Below are 23080 nucleotides of genomic sequence, written 5' to 3'. Positions count from 1 at the left end.
AAAAATATTCAGAAAACAAAAAACACTTTTCCACTTCTTATTTTCATTTATTTATCCGACAAATTTCCAAAAGAAAAAGCCATACAAATGCATGGCTTTTAGCTTATTGGCATCGTAATTTTCTCTTTCTCTACGTAAACTTTACGAAATTTTATATAGCAGCCAATACGCCAAGGTACTATATAACAAACCGCAAGAGTGTAGAAAAGAATGCCGATTGACTTTGGATCTAAACCTTGTAAATGTCTTCTAAAATAAGCACGTAAAAGAACGATAACTAAAAATGTAGCAATAAAAGCAATACTTTTTTTCGCATAAATTTGACCATCTTCTCTCACTTCATACCCACTTAAAATAATAAGTGGAATTGACAATAACAGTCCAATCCCAGCAGCTATCCCAATTTGCCAACCAGCAAGTTGTATCGGTGCAGCATATAAAGAAAAACCTGGTAATAAAAAGAATAATGGCAATAATAGTCGTCTTCCTTTATTTTTAATTGGCCGATTCATAGAACGCATACGTCTAAATATAACGAGCCCTATGACGAGTAAAAAAATTGTAATACTGTACGAACCTTGCTGCAAGTGAATCTCTCCCTAAAAATAGTCATTTTTAAAATCTTTTCCCATTATACTCCTAATATTTCCTAAATAATATGATTATCCCTTCGAAAAATCTTACATTTTCAATATACTTTTAGGTTTGATTTATTATAGGAAATAATTCCAAAAGAGGCACCACCCGCCCCACCTCATCTTTAAATACAATATGCTCCCTCGTTAAATGACGCGGACTCTTTACTCCCGCTGCTGCTGCTAACGAAAACAAACTATATCTCATACTAATAATATAATTCATAACTCGCCACTTCTTCTCATACGGATCTAACGCTTTTTGATAGTGCGGATTCGTCGTGGCCACACCAGATGGACATTGGCCAGAGTTACATTGAAGCGCCATAATACAACCGCTTGCCATCATAAAACCACGTGCCGAGTTTACAGCATCTGCACCAATCGCTAAAGCAATTGCCACTTTATCTGGTGTAATTAATTTCCCCGAGGCAAACACTTTGAATTTATCACGAACACCATACTGATTCGCTGTATCAATACATGTCAGTAACGCTGGAATAAGCGGCATCCCCATACTATCTGCCATCGATTTATATGTTGCTCCTGATCCACCTTCTGAACCGTCAATTGTAATAAAATCCGGATAGATATTTAACTCTTTCATCGTTTTAAATAAATCTTCCAACGGCTCCTGCTGTCCAATTACAATTTTCATACCGATTGGTTTCCCGCCAGTTTCTTGCAAACGCTGAATAAAATAAAGTGTATCTGCCGCATTGTTCAAAAATGAAAATCGATTCGGAGAATTAATCGTTTCTCCTACTCGTACATTCCGAACAGAAGCAATTTTCTCATTTACTTTTTGCCCCTCTAAATGACCACCACGTATTTTCGCACCTTGCCCAAATTTCAATTCAAATGCTTTAATATTACTTTCTTTCACTTTCTCCATAAATTTCTCCATTGAAAAATTCCCGTCCTCATCACGGTATCCAAATAGTCCTGGACCAATTTGCGCAACGATATTCGCCCCTGTATGTAAATGTTCTGGAATAACGCCACCTTCACCAGTATTAATCCACGATCCGCCTGCCATTTTCGCTCCAAAGCCGCTCGCTAAAATATAATTTTCGCCAATCGCACCGTAAGAAGTTGCTGATGCCCCAAACATGCCATACAGTTTCCACGGATATTTACGATTTTCGCCGACGATAATTGCATCGTCTTCTTCGTATAACCAAAGATTCGTTGTATCCGCTGTCAATTTTTCTCTCCTTGAAAATAATCCTTCTTTATGAATCACATACTTTTTCCCTTCACGTTCTTGCGTTACGTTCACACTTAATTCTTCTGTTAATACCGGAAACAACGTATTAGCAATATAATAACCAGATGCTTCAAAATCTCGTTTCGACCCAAAACCAAGTATTTCAGAGCGATACTTCGCTAAAAACATAACACTTTGAAAGTCGTAACGTGAAAAAGGTTTTCCATCTGTATCGTGATCAAACCAATATTGCCGGAATTCCGGCCCTATCTTTTCCAGTAAGTAACGCATTCTTCCTAAGTATGGATGTAGTTTTAAAATAGAATGATGCGTCCGTTTTTTTATAAAAAATGTGATAATAAAAAAGACGATTAAAAGCAACATTAATAATAGTAATATACTAATAATAACGAGTAGCGTTTCACTCATCTCGCTTCCCCCTATGAAATTCCATAATAAAAGGAGAACACTCCATGTGTTCTCCTTTTATCTTTATTCAAATTAATGTAGCAAGATGCTCTTTCGCGTCATATTCAACTAAACTTTCAGCATGTTTAATTCGATGAACAAAATCTGGATTAGCAATTAACGGTCTTCCGAATGCAGCTACGTCAATTGTTCCTTCTTGCAACGCTTCTTCAGCTTCTTTCGGATTCAAATTACCAACCCCAACAATCGTACCATCCCAATATTTTCTTACTAATTGATGAAAATTCTTTCCGTCAGCAATCACTTGCGTATAATTCATCGTTGAAGGATGAATCATCGTTAATCCAACTTCTTTAAACATATTTACAAATGTTTCAATTGCCAGCTCAGGGTTTTCCCACATATAAGTAGGATTATCCCCTTTAAAAGCAGAGAAACGAAGAAGTGTTTTATCAGCTCCAACTGCTTCTATTACAGCCTCAGTTACTTCTTTCATAAACGTTAATCTTTGCTTTAAGTCACCGCCATATTTATCAGTACGCTTATTAGCAAACTCATAAGTAAATTGATCAATTAAATATCCGTGTGCACCGTGAATTTCTACCCCATCAAACCCAGCTTCAATCGCATTTTTTGCAGCTTGTGCGTATTGACTGATAACTTCTTGTATTTCTTCTAATGTCATTGCTTCTGGTGTATCGAATGGTTTGCGAAAACGTGGAACATTCCCTTCTGCAGCGATGGCAGAAGGCGCTTGGGGCATTTGCCCACCAATTATTTCATGATGACTCATACGACCAACATGCCATATTTGAGCAATAATTGTCCCGCCTTCTTTATGTACTGCCTCTGTAACAGGTTTCCATGAATCAATTTGTTCTTGCGTATAAATCCCTGGTACTCCTGGGTTTCCTTTTGCTCTTGCGCTAATAACGATTCCTTCTGTAATAATTAATCCAACTCCGTCAGCAGCACGCTTTCTATAGTACTCCACTACATCAGCACCAACTACTCCAGTTTCATTGTCTGCAAAGCATCTTGTCATCGGTGCCATTGCTATGCGATTACGAAGAGACCAAGCTCCGACTTGAATCTGATCAAACAACTTCGTTTCTTCAATATTTTCAAAAGATCCCCAAGCGTTTACATTTGTTCCTTCATAAATACTTGCCGCTTTATTATTAGAACTTGCCATTTTTCTTCCCCCTTAAAAATTCTTGCTATAATCGCATCATACTTACTTTTAAATAGTAACGTCAATTTATACGACTTTTCTATAAAACATTCGAATATCCAAAAAACAGAATGCTATAAATAAACTAAAAAGGTTTCCTTAGTAGGAAACCTTTTTTAGTTGATCATATATGGCTGTCAATTTCTTCATCTCTTTAATATAAAGAATCCCTTATCAATAGAAGTGAAAATGGTTCAGTATTCTTCTAAAAATAATAACTTATATACCTAAAACAATGAAAGCCCTACCTCTCTTTCATCCTTACGGCTCCTCGTCCGTGCCAGTGTGAATCAGGATTGCAAAAATCAAGTAACTATTTTATCGAAGTATTGAATTAAACTTCGAACATTCGTAAAAGAATTAAAAAATAAAAATGGATTTGATTGTAGTAATAACAAAAGAGGTTAATGCTCTAAAAGTGGTTTGAAAGAGTTGAATGTCTTTGAAATGATTGATTGTCTATAATTATGTTCCCAAAAAATTCAAAACCTTTTTTGGGATGCCATATATTATTTGTAATGAACCTTAACAAAAGCTTTTTATTTGATTTTCTGTGATACCTTCAATTAATCCCAGTTCACTAATCAAAAATTCATGTGCGTTATCTAACATTTTCTTTTCGCTTGCATTAAGTGCCTTTTCTTTCTGTATACGCATTAAATCACGCACAACTTCAGCACCTTCTTGCATTTTACCCGTTTTTATTTTATCAGTGTTCAATTTATATCTTTGTTTCCACGTAAGTAATCTATCTGATTCTCCATGTTGAAAAATATCTATTATGTGTATTAATGCCGTGATATCCGTTACTGGTCGTATATTTGAACTCAATATTTTCCCTTCAGGAATCATTATTTCCATATTACTAGCCGACATTTTTATAACATAATACTGTTGTTTTTTTCCTGCGATTTCCTTCTCTTCTATGGCTTTAATTATACCTGCTCCTTGCATTGGATAAACAATGTTATCGCCAATTTGAAACAAATAATCCACCTCCATATATGGTAACCTTCTCAAGTTTAACACACTTTTAGTTTTTAGCAAAATTTTTATTTTATCACAAAAATATTTTACACGTCAACACTTCAGAAGCAAGAAATTAAATTCACACAATACACTATAAAAAACCGCAATTTTATTAACGGTTCCACACACATTCATTCTCTTTTAACATAAAAACACATCACTACATTTGAGTAGTAATGTGTTTTTGATAAAGCGTAAATAAAAATCTACTTTTCCGTCTATATACTAACCTGCTTACTAACTGTTTCCCTCGCCAAAAGAAAACTCATAATCACTTGCGCAGCTACTCGGCTCGTCATATCTCTGAAATCAAGGGTTGGATCAATTTCTACAATATCCATCCCTTGAACGAGAGGTTCTTTACCAAGAAATTCAATCGCATCCAGTAAAGTCGCACTATCCATTCCGCCAGGACCAATCGCTGGACAACCTGGCGCAAATGCTTGATCTAGTACATCCATATCAAGAGAAATATAAATAGAAGTCACGCCTTGCTTTCTTAATACTTCGATACTTTCCGTCATAATATCTTTTATTTCTCGCTCTCGTACATCTTTCATTGTATACACTGTCACGCCATGTTCTTTTGCATATTCATGGTACGCTCGTGCATTTGAAAAATTACGAATACCGATTTGAACGAGTTGTTTTCCTGTAATAACACCATTTTCTAATAAACTACGGAACGGTGTACCATTTGACGGACCACCATCTTCTAAATTGCGCAAATCATGATGGGCATCAAATTGAATAATACCGACCTTCCCTTTACTATTTGCAAATCCTGTTATACTCGGAAAACTAATCGAGTGATCCCCACCAAGAACGATTGGTATCATGTTCGGATTTACTTTCGTTACATGACCAACTGTTTTCGCAATTCGGTTATGACTTTCTTTTATATCCGTCACATGCATCGTAATATCGCCGCAATCATATAAGACACTTTCTTTCATATCATGTTCTTCTGTAATTGCGTACGTGCTATATGCATCTAACATCGCACGAATTGTTTTTGGAGCAAAACTTGCTCCTGAATGACTAATAGACGGTTTAGAAAGGGGTGCTCCAATTAAGGCCGCACCGAATATTTCCACGCCTTCCTCCCAATCTTTAATCATTTCACTCCATTTTGTCACTTCACGATCGATAAACTTGGCATTTTTCTTTAAATAGTGGCCGTGCTCCACGATTGTTCACCTCTTGTATATGCGATATTACCATTCTTCCATACTGTATTTACATGACTTACGCCGTAATGATACGGTACGTAAGCATAATTGTAAGCATCCCATAGCACTAGATCTGCCTTGCGACCTACTCTAATTTTCCCAGCTACGTCACCACGATTAATTGCGTAAGAAGAGTTAACTGTTACGGCATTCCAAACTTCTTCTGGTGTCATTTTCAACTTCAGCATTGCGATGCTCATAATAAGCTGAATGTTTTCCGTTGGACAGCTGCCTGGGTTAAAGTCTGTAGCTAAAGCTACCGCAACACCTTCATCGATCATTTTACGACCGCGAGCAAAGCTTTCTTTATTTAAATAGAAAGTTGTTCCTGGTAATAAAGTGGCTACTGTATTAGAGTTTGCAAGCATTTCAATTCCTTTATCAGAAGCACCAACTAAATGGTCCGCTGATGCTGCACCAATTTCAGCTGCCGCTTCCGCACCACCAAGAGGATCAATTTCATCCGCATGAATTTTCACATCAAAGCCAAGCTCTTTCGCTTTTAATAAAAACTCTTTTGACTCTTCAACAGAGAACACGCCTGTTTCGCAGAAAATATCAACAAATTCAGCTAATTGCTTCTCTTTCATTTCTGGCAGTAAGTCTAACATCCATTGTAAAAATTCTTTGGATCTACCTTTATACTCTTTCGGAACTGCATGAGCACCTAAAAATGTAGAAACTAAATCGATTGGATGCTCTTTTTGTAATTGTGCAGTTGCCTCTAATTGTTTCCATTCCGTCTCATCATCCAATCCGTAACCACTCTTCGCTTCTACAGTTGTAACTCCGAAAGATAGCATACGGTCTAAATGGAATTTCGCTTTTTGAACGAGTTCTTCTTTCGACGCCTGTTTCGTTGCATTTACCGTCGAAAGAATACCTCCGCCTTGTTCTAAAATTTCTAAGTACGGCACTCCTTGCAATTTTAATGCGATTTCATTTTCACGAGATCCACCAAATACAAGGTGAGTATGCGGATCAACAAGACCAGGAGAAACCATTTTCCCGCCGCAATCAATTACTTCTTTCGCTTGTAATCCTTTCGCTTCTTCTGCTGTTCCAACAAAAGTAATTACGCCGTTTTCAATCCCAACCACACCGTTTTCGATAACAGGAAGCGTGTTCATCGCTTCCCGTCTTAACAAGCCATCTTCTTGATCCATTGTTAGTAATTGACCGATATTGATTAGTAAAGTGTCCAGCATGTTTTCTCCTCCTTATTTCATCATTGGAATGTTAACGCCTTTTTCTTTCGCAGTTTCCACAGCTAAGTCATATCCTGCATCCACGTGACGAACAACACCCATACCAGGGTCAGAAGTTAATACGCGCTCAATACGTTTTGCCGCTGCTTCTGTTCCATCTGCAACGATAACCATTCCAGCGTGAAGTGAATAACCCATACCAACGCCGCCACCGTGGTGAACAGATACCCAGCTTGCACCGTTTACACTGTTAATTAATGCATTCAAAATTGGCCAGTCAGCTACTGCATCACTACCATCTTTCATCGCTTCTGTTTCACGGTTTGGAGATGCTACTGATCCGCAATCTAAATGGTCACGACCGATAACGATTGGTGCTGATAATTCACCATTTGCAACCATTTCATTAATGATGCGACCAAATTTCGCGCGCTCACCGTAACCAAGCCAACAAATACGTGACGGAAGACCTTGGAACTCAACTTGCTGACGAGCCATACGGATCCAGTTACATAAATGCTCATTATCAGCAAACTCACGTAAAATTACTTCGTCTGTTTTATAAATATCTTCTGGGTCACCAGAAAGTGCTACCCAGCGGAATGGTCCTTTTCCTTCGCAGAATAATGGACGGATAAATGCTGGAACGAATCCTGGGAAATCGAATGCATTTTTCAAACCTTCATCAAAAGCAACTTGGCGAATGTTATTTCCGTAATCAAATGTAATTGCGCCTTTTGCTTGCATAGCAAGCATTGCTTCTACATGTTTTGTCATGCTTTCTTTTGATAATTGTACGTAGCGCTCCGGATCTTCTTCACGAAGTTTTGCTGCTTCTTCTAATGTGTAACCTACTGGAATATAACCGTTTAATGGATCATGAGCAGATGTTTGATCTGTAACTAAATCTGGCGTAATATTACGCTTCACTAGCTCTGGTAAAATCTCTGCCGCATTTCCTAATAAACCAATAGAAATCGGTTCTTTCTTCTCTTTATACTCGTTCGCAACCGTTAATGCTTCTTCTAATGATTCTGTATACATATCACAGTATCTCTTTTCAATACGGCGATCGATACTGCGCTTATCAACATCAATAGCGATAACAACACCGCCATTCATCGTTACAGCAAGAGGTTGTGCACCGCCCATACCACCTAAACCAGCAGTAAGTGTTAATGTACCTTTTAATGAACCACCGAAATGTTGGCGTGCCGCTTCACCAAACGTTTCATATGTCCCTTGTAAAATACCTTGTGTTCCAATGTAAATCCAGCTACCTGCTGTCATTTGTCCATACATCATAAGACCTTTTTTCTCTAGTTCACGGAAGTGATCCCAGTTCGCCCACTTCGGTACTAAGTTTGAGTTCGCTAAAAGAACGCGAGGTGCATCTTCATGTGATTTAAAGATTGCAACTGGTTTTCCTGATTGAACAAGTAATGTTTCATCGCTTTCTAACGTTTTTAATGAATCTACAATTGCATTGTAGCTTTCCCAGTTACGAGCTGCACGGCCGATTCCACCATATACAACTAATTCTTCTGGCTTTTCAGCAACTTCCGGATCTAAATTGTTCATTAACATACGAAGTGCAGCTTCTTGCACCCACCCTTTCGTTTGTAACTCAGTACCTCTTGGCGCGCGAATTGTTTGTTTAACTTTTTCCATTTCAATCTCTCCCTTTTCTCATTTTATAGTGCTGCGTTTACATCTAATCTTTCTTTTATCGAATAATTCGTTTTTAACCAATACGCAATATTTTCAATATCCGTTGAGAATATACGGTCATTAGTAATAGAAGGTACTTGTTGACGACCTTGATGATAGAAGCTCTTCGTCACTGTACTCATGTTTTCAATACCGCGATATTCTGCTGCTTGCATCGCACAAATCATCTCAATTGAAAGAACACGTCTTACATTTTGAATAATTTGATGTGCATGGCGTGAAGCAATTGTTCCCATACTTACGTGATCTTCTTGGTTAGCTGATGACGGGATTGAATCAACACTCGCCGGATGTGCTAACGTTTTATTTTCAGAAACTAGTGACGCTGCAGCATATTGCATAATCATTGCACCAGACTGAAGTCCTGGTTCTGGACTTAAAAATGGTGGTAAATCGTTTAACTGTGGATTTACTAAGCGTTCAATACGGCGCTCTGAAATATTTGCAAGTTCTGCCATTCCAACTTTTAAGAAGTCCATCGCAAATGCAATTGGTTGACCGTGGAAATTACCACCTGAAATTACTTTTTCTCCGCCATCAAAAATAAGTGGATTATCTGTCGCGGCATTCATTTCAATTTCTAATTTTTCTTTCACATAATTTAAAACTTGCCAAGAAGCACCGTGTACTTGCGGAATACAGCGAAGTGAATAGGCATCCTGCACACGTAGTTCTCCTTGTTTCGTTGTTAATTTACTATCATGAAGGATGTCACGAATTCTGCTTGCTACTTCCACTTGCTCTTTATAACCACGTGCTTTATGAACATTTTCATCAAATGCATCAATAATGCCTTGTAAACCTTCAATTGTCATAGATGCAATTAATTCAGCTTGATAAGCCGTTGCTTCTGCTTCTATATAAGAAAGAACTCCTTGCGCTGTCATCGCCTGCGTACCATTAATTAACGCCAGACCTTCTTTCGCTTCAAGTTCAATTGGCTCAAGACCTTCTTCTGTAAGAGCGACCATTGCATGAACGCGTTTTCCTTTATAGAACACTTCACCTTCGCCTAATAATACGAGCGCAAGATGAGATAAAGGTGCTAAATCGCCACTCGCACCAAGTGAGCCTTGTTGTGGAACAACTGGGTGAATTTTACGATTTACAAACTCAAGAAGCATATTTACAACGAGCGGTCTAACACCAGATACTCCTTTAAGCATCGTGTTTGCTCGTAAAATTAACATACCGCGTGATACTTCTTCAGGGAATGGCTCGCCTATCCCACATGCATGTGACTGAATTAAATTATGTTGAAGTGCCTTTACATCATCTTTTTGAATTAGCACATCACTAAACTTTCCAAATCCAGTTGTAATACCGTAAACAACTTTTCCGTCCTCTACAATTTTCTCAACTACTTCGCGGCACTCCGCCACCTTTTGCATACTAGTTGGACAAGCTGTTACACCTTCTCCTTCAAGTAACAACCTCTTCATTTCTTCAATTGTCAATGTGTGTCCTGTTAACGTAATCATTGTTTTTCCTCCTTAAAAAGGCAAAAGGGGACCTTATCTTTTTAAGACAGACTTCTGTCCTAAAAAAGTAAGGCCCCCTTCTAACTAATAGACTATGGGCAAATCATATGTGATTAATTCCTAAACCAATCGCCTCATGCTCAGATCCTTTTACAGGTGCACCAATCGTTCCATATAATGCAACAGCAACCCATTCGCCCTCTTTTTTTCCGTCGTATGGTGTACCGCGCACAATCGCAAAGCGAAGTCCTACTGTACGAAGAACGTCTGCTAACTGAATTTGACCTCTCGTCACTCCGTACAAAGCTTCCATAATTGCGTGATAAAGTGCATGTGTTTCTCTGTAAACGTCTGTTTCAATAACTTGGTTGCTCTTAGCCGCTGTTTCCATTGCTGCGACAACCTTTTGCGAATTCATCGAACCCACTTTCCCCGTACAATACTTCCAACCTTTTTGGATAGATAATACAGGGCTTTCATTCTCATCCGCAAGTGCCAACAGCATGGCCATACGACCAATTCGATGTGTTCCTTGAAGAAGCATGTGACTCTCTCATTTCTTTTAATTATTTGAATATTTCTTAATTTAAGAATATATGAAAACGGTTAAATCGTCAATAGTTTAAACTCACATTCAAACAATTTTTTCATCCCCTCCATTTGTGTACACAAATGATTTACACAAATTTTTCAGGCGTGTTATAGTCTCACTAACCGATACAAAGGGGAGAGATTTCAGTGACAAAGCGAAAAAATATTCATTTTCGAATTGAAGAAAAATTACTTGAAAGGTTTGAAGCTGCACTCCATTACGAAGGCTTAAAGAAAACCGACGTATTAACGCACGCAATTCAGCAATTTTGCACGAAGGTGGAATGCGAAAAGATGAATGATGTAAAACGCCAGTACAATGTAAGCAACCATTTACAAATACGTATTGATACGCATAAACATTACGAAGAAAAACAAGTGAATTTAGATGAAGTCGTCATGGATCATTTACAACTTCAAGGAGACGAGAAAATATTAGAGGTTGGGTGCGCTAACGGAAAATTTCTTTCCTTTTTGCAAGCGAATGGCCATAAAGGTCAATTAACAGGTTTTGATCAATCAGAAGCCATGCTCTCTGAAGCCACTAAAACAAATACTTTAATTGAATGGAGACTAGGTGACGCTGAAAAACTTCCTTTTGAAGCCAATTGCTACGACTGGATCGTCGCAAGACATATGTTATATCATATGAAAGATGTTGAAAAAACTATCCAAGGGTTCCATAAAGTAATACGTCCTGGTGGCTCACTTTTAGCTACTACAAATTCTGACGTTACATTACCTCGTATAGTTGAAATGTGTAATCGCATGTTAGACGCATTTGATTTACCGAAAACAACATCTTCAGTCACGCCATTTTGTTTGGAAAATGGTAAAGAGATATTACAGTCTGTTTTTTCAACTGTTGAAGAAGCAGTTATTCATAATGCTCTCGTTTTTCATCATGCTACTCCAATTGTAAACTATATTTCTAGCATGTTTCCGTCGCTAAATATACCTGATAATACACATCTTCACGCCGAAATGAAGGAATGGCTAAAAGAAGAAGTAGAAAATGAATTGGCAATTCATAACGGTATATGGCGCGATCCGAAAACGTTAGCCATTTATCGATGTCAAAAAGAAAAAAGCTAGCAAATGCTAGCTTTTATACATTCTCAGGCAAAAGCTCCTCCATCATCACATTCCCCTTACCACTGTAAAAATTTATATTGTGTTCGTTCGCTATCCCAAAATAAGAGGCAATCGCTATTCCAAATGGTACAAATGCATGCCCCTGCGCTGTAATAATGTTTGAATGTTCCACAACTTCTTCATACACAAAATTTTCTACTGGAAAACAATCTAATTTTCTATAGTCCATAGTTACTGTATACGAGTTTTCTTTGAATAAGCCTGCTTTTGCTAGTGCATACGGTCCCGCACAAATAGCAGCTACTAATTTTTCTTGTTCGTGAAACTGACGGATGACTGAAAAGAGTCCTTCTGCATCCTTCATATGTATCGCATCTCCGCCTGGAATAATAATCCCCTCATATTCTTCTACACGTACTTCACTTAATTCTATATGCGGTTGCACTTGCAAACCTGTTTCACTTATAATCAATTCTTTCGTTAAACTCGCTGTAATAATTTCATATTTATTTTTCAACAATGCCGTTGCTACTGTTATTTCAAACTCCGCAAATGTTGGGTATACAAATAAAAGTATTTTTTTCATATCCCTCTCTCCTTTAACCAATCCATAAAATATCCCTCTAATTCTTCCGCTGTTAATCTATTCGTGTCCACATAAGTTACAGGAAATTGTTTATACCAGTCTTTTTCAGTTTCTACTAATTTAAATTGCTCCTCAAATGTACTTCTGTTTCTTGTTCTATCATTATTTTTTCTATTATATAAATTACTTTCCGAGCCATCTAAATAAAAAATAGCATCTGAACGACATTCTCTTAATTTATATAATTCATCTCTTAATGCAGTTTCTATATCCCACTCTTCTCCTATAATCTTTGGATAAAAGAGCGTAAAAAACTCAATATCTTCTGGCCCGCGATCAAAAATTACAACTGAATCTTTTACATTTTGAAACTCCTTTATTTTTGCTTCCATAAACATTTTTTGATTTAGAATAAACCCTTCTTTTGAATTTATATCCAAATTTAATACTCTTCGCTTTTCTACAATTGGATAAGGGTTTTCATATATAACTGAAAACCCACATCGCTCTAACCTTTTAGCCAATGTCGTTTTTCCGCTTGCCATCGGTCCTTGGAGTGAAATTACATATGCCATTCCTCTCATTCCCTTGCGCTTTAGTAAAACTATAATATACAGAATCTTGAAAACTATCAACAAAATATATATCATCTTGTTTCTTATTCTTATCTAACATATAATAAAAAATAGAGATTATGACGGACGCATTAATAATGTAAGCTTGGAAATCCAAGCTTACATTATTTTTTGCTTTCCCTTTTCAAATAAAAAGAGTATACTAGATTAGAACGTATGTTCTTAATGATTACATACAGTAAGGAGATAAGACAATGGTATACGATACAAAAGCAATTTCTTGGAACGAGTCTTTAAAACAACTTCAACGCCGCTATACAAACAAACAAGTTGACCGAAAAGAATTTGAGGATATTGAACTGATGGAATTCTTCCGCGATAACGACTACATTTCTTTACCTACACATATAAGCGGCCTATCAACAGCACGTTTTACTTCTTACTCTATTTTCACAACTGAAGATAAAGATCGTAAAGTTGGCACATTAATCATTGAATATGTAGAAGATGATAATAATAATTTATGTGTGGAACAACTATACTTCGTTTAAATGATAACGCTTGGTCAAAATGACCAAGCGTTCTTGCTTTCTATGAATCTCACTGTTTATAATATAAATAAAAGAAAACCGCAATCATTAAGGGGGGATACTCTTGCTCGAAGGATGGTTCAGTTGGTTTATTGTACTGTGGACTGTTATTTTATTAGGACTTATGTCTATCGGTGGATACTTTATGTTCAGAAAATTTTTAAAACGACTACCAAAAGAAGATGGTATGTCCATTTTAGATTGGGAAGAGCACTATATTAATAAAACGAGGCATTTATGGGATGACGAACAAAAACAATTGTTAGAAGAGCTCGTAAGTCCTGTTCCAGAGCTATTTCGCGATGTTGCTAAATCAAAAATTGCTGGCAAAATCGGTGAACTAGCCTTACAAGAAAAAGCCTCTCAAATTACACAAGATTTAATTATTAAAGGGTATATTATTGCTACACCGAAGCGTGATCATAAATTTTTAGTAAAAAAACTACAAGAAAAAAAGATTGATTATTCTCATTATCAATCTTTACTAACAAAATCTACCTCATAAAAAAAGATTGCTAACTTATAGCAATCTTTTTTAACTTACAGTTACTGATTTTACTGCTGTTAATTTAGCCTCCGCCAAGTCTATTTGTAATCCAACCGCACTTGTATAAATTGTATCTCCAGTACCTGTAATATTTACTTGTGTAGATGTCGTATTTGGTGCAATAGAACCTGTTGCATTTACATTTGTAATATCAAACTCAGCTCTTGCATTTGCAGTTGTAGTCGTTCCAGAAAAATTCCGATCTGCAAAACTACCAATTGTATTTAAATTTCCATTAATATCATTTACTTGCCCTCTAAAAAAGTTCCCTATTGGATTATTTGGTCCTGTTAATGTCACAGAGTTCAATTGAAAATTATCACCTGTAAAATTCGGATCACCATTTACCGCCATTACAAAAGCTCTTGCTGTCACCGTCCCTGTAGCTGGTGTAAAAAATCCTGAAATGGTTTGTGGTGTACCGGATAATAAAAAACCTGGAAATAAACTCACATTTCTCATCGGATATGAGGAATCACGATATACAACAATCAACGACCATCCTGCACCATAACCAACTGGCTGACGCGTAGGTAATCTTGTCACACTATATCTTCCTGCTGCTCGATTCGGTAAACCTTGCAGTAAAGATGTAACGTCTGCTGCTCGATTATAAACATTGGCTATAAAAGGGAGATTTGTCCCTTCTGATGACCATGCTGAATTAATTGTCACTTGTGTACTCGTTCCATCAGGCGTAACTAAATTTGGAGGATTCGCATCAACAACAGCAGTTGTAACAGCCGTATCCAATCCACCTGACCAAACAAGTAACGCAAAATCTACAACCGCCGTAGCTGGAACGATAGTAGTTGATGGATTTAATTCAGCCCATGAGCCATCTAATGTCCAATCATTTGTTGTACCTCCAAATGTATTCGGGTCCGTCGATGAAGGAACTCCTCCAAAAGTAGAATCTGTATTTAATGTTATAAGTGCATTGTAAGCAAAGTTTGTATTTGCAGTACCGCGCATTCCCATCGTATTACCCGTATGCATCATAAATAAGTTATCGTTTTTACCGTAAGCTTGAACAAAAGCCAATAGAATTCACTCCTATTAGGATAAAAAATTTTATTAAAGTTTTCAATTTTTTAACTCACTATTACTGATTTTGTAGCAGTTAAACGTGCCTCCGCTAAATCTATTTGTAAACCGACAGCACCAGCGTAAAGATAATCAAATGTATTTGGGATATTCACGGTAGTAGAAGTAGAACCGGCTGTTAACACGCCATTTGCGGGTACATTTGTCACATCAAACTCTGCACGTCGATTAGTCGCAGAAGTACCAATTGGCATATTTCTATCCCCAAAACTTCCGACTGTATTTAAATTTCCCAAATAATTATTTACTTGTGAAGCAAAAAAGTTATTTATTAAATTATTAGGTCCTGAAAGTCCCGTACCGTTTAAGTTAAATCTATCACCTGTCGCATCAGTATCACCATTAATTGCCATTGTAAATACACGAGCATTAACCGGCGCTACAGCTGGAGTGATAAAATTTGAAATCGTTGCTGTCTCACCCAATGTAGAAATGAGTAAACCAGTATATAAACTAACATTCCTAATAGGATATGAATTATCGCGATATACAACAACCAATGCCCATCCTACGCCTGTCCCTTGCGTCGGAGGATTTGCCGTGGGAACCCTTTCTACAAAATAATCCCCCGCTGCTCGATTTGAAAGCCCTTGTAGAATATTTGTTACATTTGCAGCACGTGTATAAATGGTACCTTGAAATGTTCCGCTTGATCTCGTCTCTCCCCATGCAGGAACACTCGTAATTGTATGAGTGACCCCATCCGGTGTTTGTAAAGTAGGTATATTGTTATTTACCACCGTTTCTGTCACAGTTGCACTCAATGTTCCTTGCCATACTAGCATTGCAAAGTCTATAGTTGCTGTTGCTGGTACATCTGTTACTGAAGGATTAAGTCTTGCCCAAGAACCATTTAATGTCCAATCATTTGTCGTTCCCGCAAAAGTTAATGGATCTACCGAAGAAGGAACTCCTGCAAAACTTAAATTTGTATCTCTTGTTATTAATGCATTGTATTGATACGCCGTCGCTGTTGTAATACCACGTATGCCAACTGTATTCCCTGTGTGTACCATAAATAAAGAGTCCGTTTTCGTATATGTTTGTACAAAAGCCAACAATTCCACTCCCCTTCCATATAAGATAAATATTTATTCGCTATTTCATTTAATGCAAACAAGTAAAAAAAGTTCCATTTGTATATGCACAGACTAATTTGGGCAAAAAAAAAGCCTTTGCCTATTCCTATTCATTTAAATTTGAATAGGATGCAATGACGAGCTCATTTTATACTAATATTTACACATAGTATTGTTTCTAGATTATTAAATAATGCTATTTGTAAATATTCCATGCCTTGACCGGATTTAAATTTATACAGAAAGGACGAATCTAATGGCAATAGCAACAATAGGAAGTCGTTTAACCTATACAATCGTTGTCCAAAATACCGGAACACTTCCTGCCCAAAACGTTACATTTACAGACCCCATACCCGCTGGCACTACTTTCGTTCCAAACAGCGTTACAGTTGATGGCGTTGCAACAGCTGGAAATCCTGCTACTGGTATTCCCATTAGCAACATTCCTGCTGGCGGCTCTGTTACAATTACCTTTCAAGTAGATGTTACAAGTGTCCCTACCCCACCAGTTGCAAGTAACGTAGCATCATTTGGATACGAATTTCAACCTGCACCTAACGCACCCACTATCACACGTACGACAACAAGCAATATTGTTAATACAGATATTTTCACAGCTAATGTCGCATTAACAAAAGCAGTAGATAAAACAATTGCTACTATCGGTGATACGATTACGTATACAATTACGGCCACAAATCAAGCCACATTAGCTGCTAATAATGTTATCATTACAGACACGCCTCCTGCCGGCACATCGTTCGTACCGGGTAGCGTTACAGTTAATGGTACTTCTACTACAGATAATCCTGCTACTGGAATAAATGTAGGAACGATTGCTGCAAACGGGAATGCTACAATTACGTTTCAAGTTCAAGTTAATACTCTCCCTACACCTAACCCTATTCCAAATAGTGCAACTTCAAGCTTTCAATATAATCCACCAAACCAACCACCAATTAACAGAAACTCTACAAGTAATATAGTTGAAACACAAATTAATGCTACTATCATAAATCCAACTAAAAGTGCAAACCAACAAATTGTGAATATTGGTGACATCATTACGTATACGATTACTGTTCCAAATAACGGTAATATTTCAGCGACAAATGTTTCCATCACCGACCCTATCCCTACTGGCACTACTTTTATTCCAAACAGTGTTACAGTTAATGGAACGGCACAATCTGGCGTAACTCCAACAAATATTCCGCTAGGTACAATTCCTGCTGGTCAAACTACAACTGTCACATTTCAAGTCCAAGTCACTTCCCTCCCAGCTAACGGAACGATTACTAACGAAGCAAATGTAACATTTACGTCGCAACCGAATCCGGCTGAACCCTCAACAACCACTACGATAACACCACCTCCAACAACTACTTCTGTACGAACTGCAATTGTAAATCCAACAAAAACTGCTAGTCCACAAATTGCTGATATCGGTGATATTATTACGTATACGATTACTGTACCAAATACAGGAAACATCGCTGCAACGAACGTTATTGTAACTGATCCAATTCCAAGTAGCACTACATTTATTCCGAATAGCGTCACAATTAACGGTACTTCACAACCTGGCGTAAACCCTTCTGGTGGTATACAAATTGGAACAATCGCAGCTGGTAATACTGTCACTGTCACTTTCCAAGTTCAAGTTACCGCTCTCCCAGAGAATGGCCTAATCCGAAATATCGGAACCACAACATTTACGTATCAACCAGATCCTACAAAACCAGCTATTACAACAACAAACCCTACACCACCTACTACTACTCCTGTTAACACCGCTATTACAAACCCTGTTAAAACGGCGGATAAAACTACTGTTGATATTGGTGATGTTATTACGTATACGATTACTTTCACTAATGATGGTACGATCCCTGCTACAAATGTAGTTTTTACTGATACCATTCCTACTGGTACAACATTCATTCCGAATAGCGTAATCTTAAATAATGTACCGGTTCCAAATTCAAATCCCGCACTAGGAATCCCGGTTGGAACAATTAATCCCGGTGAAACCAAAACACTATCTTTCCAAGTTCTTGTTACACAAATTCCAGCTGGCGGTGTTATTGCAAACGAAGCTTCAACGACATATACGTACCAGCCAGATCCAACAAGACCGCCGGTTACCACAACCGAACCGACAGCACCTACTACAGTCTCCGTTAATACCGCTACAGTTAACCCTACAAAATCTGCTGATCGTATTTTCGTTGATATTGGTGATGTTATTACGTATACAATTAGTTTACAAAATAACGGCACTGTTCCCTCAACAAATATTGTACTAACAGATCCAATTCCAAACGGTACAACATTTATTCCAAATAGCGTCACGATTGATGGTGTCTCACAACCTAACAGTAATCCTGAAAACGGTATATCGATTGGTACTTTAAATCCAAATCAAGCAAAAACAATTACATTCCAAGTTCAAGTTACAAGTGTCCCGCCAAATGGAATTATAGAAAACCAAGGCAGTGTATCATTTAATTATATTGTTAATCCAAATGAGCCTCCTGTTACAACAACTACCCCAACTCCTAAAACAGAAACTCAAGTTGGGACCGTTATTACAGCGCCTACAAAATCTGCCGACAAACAAGTTGCTGATTTAGGAGATACGATTACCTACACGGTCACATTTACAAATAACGGGACCGTTCCGGCTACAAATGTAGTCGTTACAGACCCTACACCTAACGGAACTATTTTCGTTCCAAATAGTGTTACAATCGATGGCATTACAACGCCAGGAGCAGCCCCATCACTTGGTATACCACTTGGTACCATTTCTGTCGGAGAAACGAAAACAATCACGTATCAAGTTGTCGTTACAAACTTACCACCTGATGGAATAATTAGAAACCAAGCATCCTTCACTTACCAATATCAACCGAACCCAAGTGAGCCTCCTGTCACAACAACTACCACCACTCCAAGTGTAAACATTCCAATTAATAATCCTAATCCAACGACTACAAAATCTGCTGATCGACAAGTTGTTGATATAGGGGATACGATTACTTTTACTGTAACATTCCAAAATAGAGGGACCGTCCCCGCTACAAATGTTATTATAAAAGATGCACTTCCATCTGGTGTTTCTTTCGTTCCAGGTAGCATTGTCGTAAATGGCACATCACAACTTGGAGAAAACCCTGAAATTGGTATACCCGTCGGCACTGTAAATCCCGGTCAAAGTATTACAGTTACGTTCCAAGGTGTAGTAAATAGTATCCCGCCCGGAGGAGTTATTAGAAATCAAGCAAATGTTACATTCACATACGAGCCAAATCCAAATGAACCTCCCGTTACGACAACTATTACAACTCCTGAAACAGAAACAGCAGTTAATACCGCTACACTAAATCCACAAAAAACAGCAGATCGCTCCTTCGTTGCATTAAATGATGTCATTACCTATACTCTCTCATTTCAAAACACCGGTACTGTTCCTGCTACGAATATAACAGTAATAGATTCTATCCCTGCCGGTACTGTATTTATTCCAGATAGTGTTACGATTAATGGGATTCCTCAAGCAGGAACAAATCCATCATCAGGAATTTCACTTGGAACTTTAGCGCCATCCGAACGCGCAACGATTACTTTCCAAGTACGAGTAATAAACATCCCTGCTAGCGGCGAAATTCGAAATCAAGGTAGTGCAACATTTAATTATCAACCGGATCCAAATTTACCTCCAGTCACAAAAACAGAAACAACTCCTGAAACAACGACTCCTATCCAAACTGTAGTCATAAGTCCAACAAAAACAGCAAACCTTACGTTTGCAGAAATTGGCGATATTGTAACTTATACTGTCACATTTACAAACCAAGGAACTATACCTGCTACTGGTGTAACAATTACAGATTCTTTGCCACCGGGTACAACCTTTATTACGAATAGTGTTACTGTAAACAATGTCGCTCAACCCGGCGTAAGTCCAGTCACAGGAATTCCTGTTGGAACAGTTAATCCCGGCGAGACAGTTACTGTTACATTCCAGATTCAAATAAACGCTATTCCTCCTAATGGAAAAATAGAAAATACAGCAAGTGTTACCTACACTTCTCAGCCTAATCCTAGCGAACCTCCTATTACAACAACAGAAACGACTCCTACCGTAACTTTACCTGTTCGTACCGCTAACCCGAACCCGCAAAAAACAGTGGATCGTGAGTTTGCAAGTATTGGTGATACGCTCACTTATACAATCACCCTTCAAAATACTGGTAATATACCTGCAACTAATGTCATTATTACAGATTCTATCCCTACTGGAACTACATTTATCCCTGGTAGCGTTACGATTAATGGCATTCCACAACCTAATTTGACCCCTGAAACAGGAATCCCAGTTGGCACATTAAACCCTAGACAAGTAGTGACTGTTACTTTAGAAGTACAAATAACAGCTTTACCACCAAATGGCATTATCTCAAATGAAGCAAATGTCACTTACACATCTCAACCAGATCCGACACTCCCGCCTATTACAACAACCACACCGACTCCAATCGCAGAAACAATTGTACAAAATGCAGAATTAGAGTCAACAAAAACAGTAGATTTGCCAATCGCTAACATTGGCGATGCACTCACTTATACAATTACCCTTGAAAACACTGGAAATATTCCTATGACAAATGTATCTGTCATTGATCAACCACCAGTAGGCACACAATTTATTGTAGATTCTGTTACAGTAAATGGCCTTTCACAACCAGGTGTTGATCCAAGCATTGGGATACTCATTGGTACAATACAACCAAATCAAATAATAACCATTACGTTCCAAGTAACGATTACGAATATACCGCCTAACGGGGTTGTTACAAATGTCGGTTCAGTCAGCTTTACATCTCAGCCTAATCCAAATGAACCTCCTATTACGGAAACAGAGACAACACCACCAGTTAATACTGAAATCATTAATAGTATTATTAATCCATCGAAAACGGCTGATCGAAACAACGTTGATATAGACGATATCATTACGTACACCGTTACATTCCAAAACTTACAAACTGTTCAACTAACAAATATCATTTTTACAGATTCGATTCCAGTTGGTACGACTTTCATTCCAAATAGTGTAACAATTAATGGTATCCCAACTAGTGATGTTGATCCAGCTCTTGGCATTCCTCTTGGCACATTAAATCCTAGTCAATCAGTTGTTGTAACTTTTCAAGTTCGCGTTGTTTCCATACCACCTAACGGAATTATTATAAATGAAGCTACTATCACCTACACATTCCAACCTAATCCTGGAGAACCTCCAGTAACAGTGACTACTCCAACGCCTCCTACTACTACCAATGTCAACACGGCAACAACAAACCCTACAAAATCCGCTGATAAAGTATTTGCTTTATTAGGTGACACAATCACCTATACAATCTCCTTACAAAATACAGGAACTGTCCCTGCAACAAATGTACTTGTAACCGATCCTATTCCAGCTGGTACTACTTTCATTCCGAATAGTGTTACGATAAACGGCGTCACGCAACCAGGTATCGTTCCTAGTTCCGGAATTCTTATCGGTACATTAGAACCTAACACTTCAGCCGTCGTAACTTTCCAAGTTCAAGTAACTTCGATACCACCGACAGGCTTTATCGAAAATGAAGGGATCGTTTCATTCCAATATCAGCCAGATCCTACTAGACCACCTGTATCTGTTACTACGCCTACACCTACTACAAAGACGCAAGTAAGTGAAGTTACTATTAATCCTAACAAACAAGGTAACCCTCAAACTATTAATCTTGGTGATACTGTCACATATACAATTACGTTCCAAAATGTCGGGAATATTAATGCGACAGATGTTATTATTACAGACCCTACTCCATCTGGTACTACTTTCATTCCGAATAGCGTTACGATTAATGGCGTCACGCAACCTGGAACAAATCCAAATAATGGTGTAAACGTTGGGACTGTAACTCCAGGACAAATTGTTACATTAACTTATCAAGTTACTGTAACTGAACTCCCACCAGACGGTATTATTAAAAACACTGCAACTGTCACTTACACATTCCAGCCAAACCCTAGCGAACCCCCTATTACTATTACAGATCCTACTCCAACTGTTGAAGTATCCGTTATTACACCTACACCTAACCCAAATAAACTAGCCGACAAACAAATTGTAGATATAAATGAAATCATAACGTATACTGTAACCTTCCAAAATCGCGGATCAGTCCCTGCAACTTCCGTTATCATTACTGATCCGTTAGCAAATGGGTTAACGTTTCTTCCAGGTACTGTTGTAATAAATGGCATTTCAGATCTTGGAGCAAATCCTGTTGTAGGTATACCTGTTGGAACAGTCAATCCAAACGATACAATTACTGTTCAATTCCAAGCAAGAGTCACAAGTGTACCACCTGGTGGTATTATTCGAAATCAAGCAACTGTTACTTTCACATATGAACCAGGTCCTGGTGAACCTCCTATTACAATTACAGACCCTACTCCAATTAACACAACGAATGTAACTACAGCTATATTAAATCCGAAAAAAACAGCCACGCCGGAAACAGTTACTTTAGGTGATATCATTAATTGTCGATAGGTAAGTCTTTGAGGTTATCTCCAACTTTTCCCCCGATCCGCACGGTACGTGCCACTTTCACGGCATACCGCGGTCCACCTATATTGTAGTTTTCTTTTC

Annotated in this window: 16 protein-coding genes and 1 pseudogene; 4 read left to right on the top strand and 13 right to left on the bottom strand. The window is 37.9% G+C overall.

The annotated features are described in order from the left end of the window. Window positions 1–98: 98 nt before the first annotated feature. From PDQ40_RS17965 to hutP, 9 genes are all read right to left on the bottom strand, one after another. Window positions 99–587 (bottom strand): cytochrome c biogenesis protein CcdC, encoded by a 489-nt coding sequence (locus PDQ40_RS17965; protein ID WP_001183914.1) that lies wholly within the window; start codon window positions 585–587, stop codon window positions 99–101. Between the two features lie 112 nt (window positions 588–699). Then, complete coding sequence (locus tag PDQ40_RS17960) at window positions 700–2274, bottom strand: FMN-binding glutamate synthase family protein (RefSeq protein WP_000005201.1); 1575 nt, start codon at window positions 2272–2274, stop codon at window positions 700–702. Window positions 2275–2341: 67 nt separating this feature from the next. Further along, a complete protein-coding gene (locus PDQ40_RS17955; RefSeq protein WP_000168641.1) occupies window positions 2342–3469 on the bottom strand; it encodes an alkene reductase in 1128 nt (375 codons plus the stop codon). A gap of 564 nt (window positions 3470–4033) precedes the next feature. Further along, the gene (locus PDQ40_RS17950; RefSeq protein ID WP_000486325.1) at window positions 4034–4495 is read right to left on the bottom strand and encodes a CarD family transcriptional regulator; all 462 of its coding nucleotides are present in this window, start codon (window positions 4493–4495) and stop codon (window positions 4034–4036) included. A gap of 260 nt (window positions 4496–4755) precedes the next feature. After that, on the bottom strand, window positions 4756–5727 hold the full coding sequence (gene hutG / locus PDQ40_RS17945) for a formimidoylglutamase (protein WP_000399843.1): 972 nt from the start codon (window positions 5725–5727) through the stop codon (window positions 4756–4758). After that, a complete protein-coding gene (gene hutI / locus PDQ40_RS17940; RefSeq protein ID WP_000887557.1) occupies window positions 5706–6977 on the bottom strand; it encodes an imidazolonepropionase in 1272 nt (423 codons plus the stop codon). Before hutI ends, hutG begins: the two co-directional genes overlap by 22 nt. A 12-nt stretch (window positions 6978–6989) precedes the next feature. Continuing rightward, window positions 6990–8648, bottom strand: a complete 1659-nt coding sequence (gene hutU, locus PDQ40_RS17935) for a urocanate hydratase (RefSeq protein ID WP_000416706.1) — start codon at window positions 8646–8648, stop codon at window positions 6990–6992. Window positions 8649–8671: 23 nt separating this feature from the next. Beyond that, window positions 8672–10189: a histidine ammonia-lyase gene (hutH, locus tag PDQ40_RS17930; RefSeq protein ID WP_000631850.1), complete on the bottom strand. Its 1518-nt coding sequence runs from the start codon at window positions 10187–10189 to the stop codon at window positions 8672–8674. Between the two features lie 103 nt (window positions 10190–10292). Then, window positions 10293–10733 (bottom strand): hut operon transcriptional regulator HutP, encoded by a 441-nt coding sequence (hutP, locus tag PDQ40_RS17925; RefSeq protein WP_270691552.1) that lies wholly within the window; start codon window positions 10731–10733, stop codon window positions 10293–10295. A gap of 194 nt (window positions 10734–10927) precedes the next feature. Between hutP and PDQ40_RS17920 the strand changes: the two genes are divergently transcribed. Continuing rightward, entirely contained in the window at window positions 10928–11875 is a 948-nt protein-coding gene (locus tag PDQ40_RS17920; RefSeq protein ID WP_000166810.1) for a class I SAM-dependent methyltransferase, read from the top strand. 13 nt (window positions 11876–11888) lie between these two features. Here PDQ40_RS17920 and PDQ40_RS17915 read toward each other — a convergent pair whose 3' ends face one another. Together PDQ40_RS17915 and PDQ40_RS17910 are read right to left on the bottom strand one after the other, a co-directional pair. Further along, complete coding sequence (locus tag PDQ40_RS17915; RefSeq protein ID WP_000722213.1) at window positions 11889–12461, bottom strand: DJ-1/PfpI family protein; 573 nt, start codon at window positions 12459–12461, stop codon at window positions 11889–11891. Then, window positions 12458–13045, bottom strand: coding sequence for an AAA family ATPase (locus PDQ40_RS17910; protein WP_001998011.1), 588 nt, complete (start codon window positions 13043–13045; stop codon window positions 12458–12460). The genes PDQ40_RS17915 and PDQ40_RS17910 overlap by 4 nt, the downstream gene beginning before the upstream one ends. A 245-nt stretch (window positions 13046–13290) precedes the next feature. On the opposite strand from PDQ40_RS17910, the gene PDQ40_RS17905 reads away from it, so the two are divergent. Together PDQ40_RS17905 and PDQ40_RS17900 are read left to right on the top strand one after the other, a co-directional pair. Beyond that, window positions 13291–13587 (top strand): hypothetical protein, encoded by a 297-nt coding sequence (locus PDQ40_RS17905; RefSeq protein ID WP_000262403.1) that lies wholly within the window; start codon window positions 13291–13293, stop codon window positions 13585–13587. A gap of 103 nt (window positions 13588–13690) precedes the next feature. After that, window positions 13691–14131: a DUF2621 domain-containing protein gene (locus PDQ40_RS17900; protein ID WP_000889384.1), complete on the top strand. Its 441-nt coding sequence runs from the start codon at window positions 13691–13693 to the stop codon at window positions 14129–14131. A gap of 30 nt (window positions 14132–14161) precedes the next feature. Here the strand turns inward: PDQ40_RS17900 and PDQ40_RS17895 are convergent, their stop codons facing one another. Then, on the bottom strand, window positions 14162–15217 hold the full coding sequence (locus tag PDQ40_RS17895) for a hypothetical protein (protein ID WP_061131647.1): 1056 nt from the start codon (window positions 15215–15217) through the stop codon (window positions 14162–14164). 50 nt (window positions 15218–15267) lie between these two features. Further along, window positions 15268–16338 carry a hypothetical protein gene (locus PDQ40_RS17890; RefSeq protein ID WP_000896241.1) on the bottom strand — a complete coding sequence of 357 codons (1071 nt, stop codon included), beginning with the start codon at window positions 16336–16338 and terminating at the stop codon, window positions 15268–15270. Between the two features lie 277 nt (window positions 16339–16615). On the opposite strand from PDQ40_RS17890, the pseudogene PDQ40_RS17885 reads away from it, so the two are divergent. After that, window positions 16616–22969 (top strand): annotated as a pseudogene (locus tag PDQ40_RS17885) (DUF7507 domain-containing protein); the annotation flags it as partial. Window positions 22970–23080: the final 111 nt, after the last annotated feature.

This window comes from Bacillus cereus group sp. Bc061, assembly GCF_027715825.1.
GTDB classification, from domain to species: Bacteria; Bacillota; Bacilli; order Bacillales; family Bacillaceae_G; genus Bacillus_A; species Bacillus_A paranthracis.
This window is presented reverse-complemented; position numbering and strand designations above follow the sequence as displayed.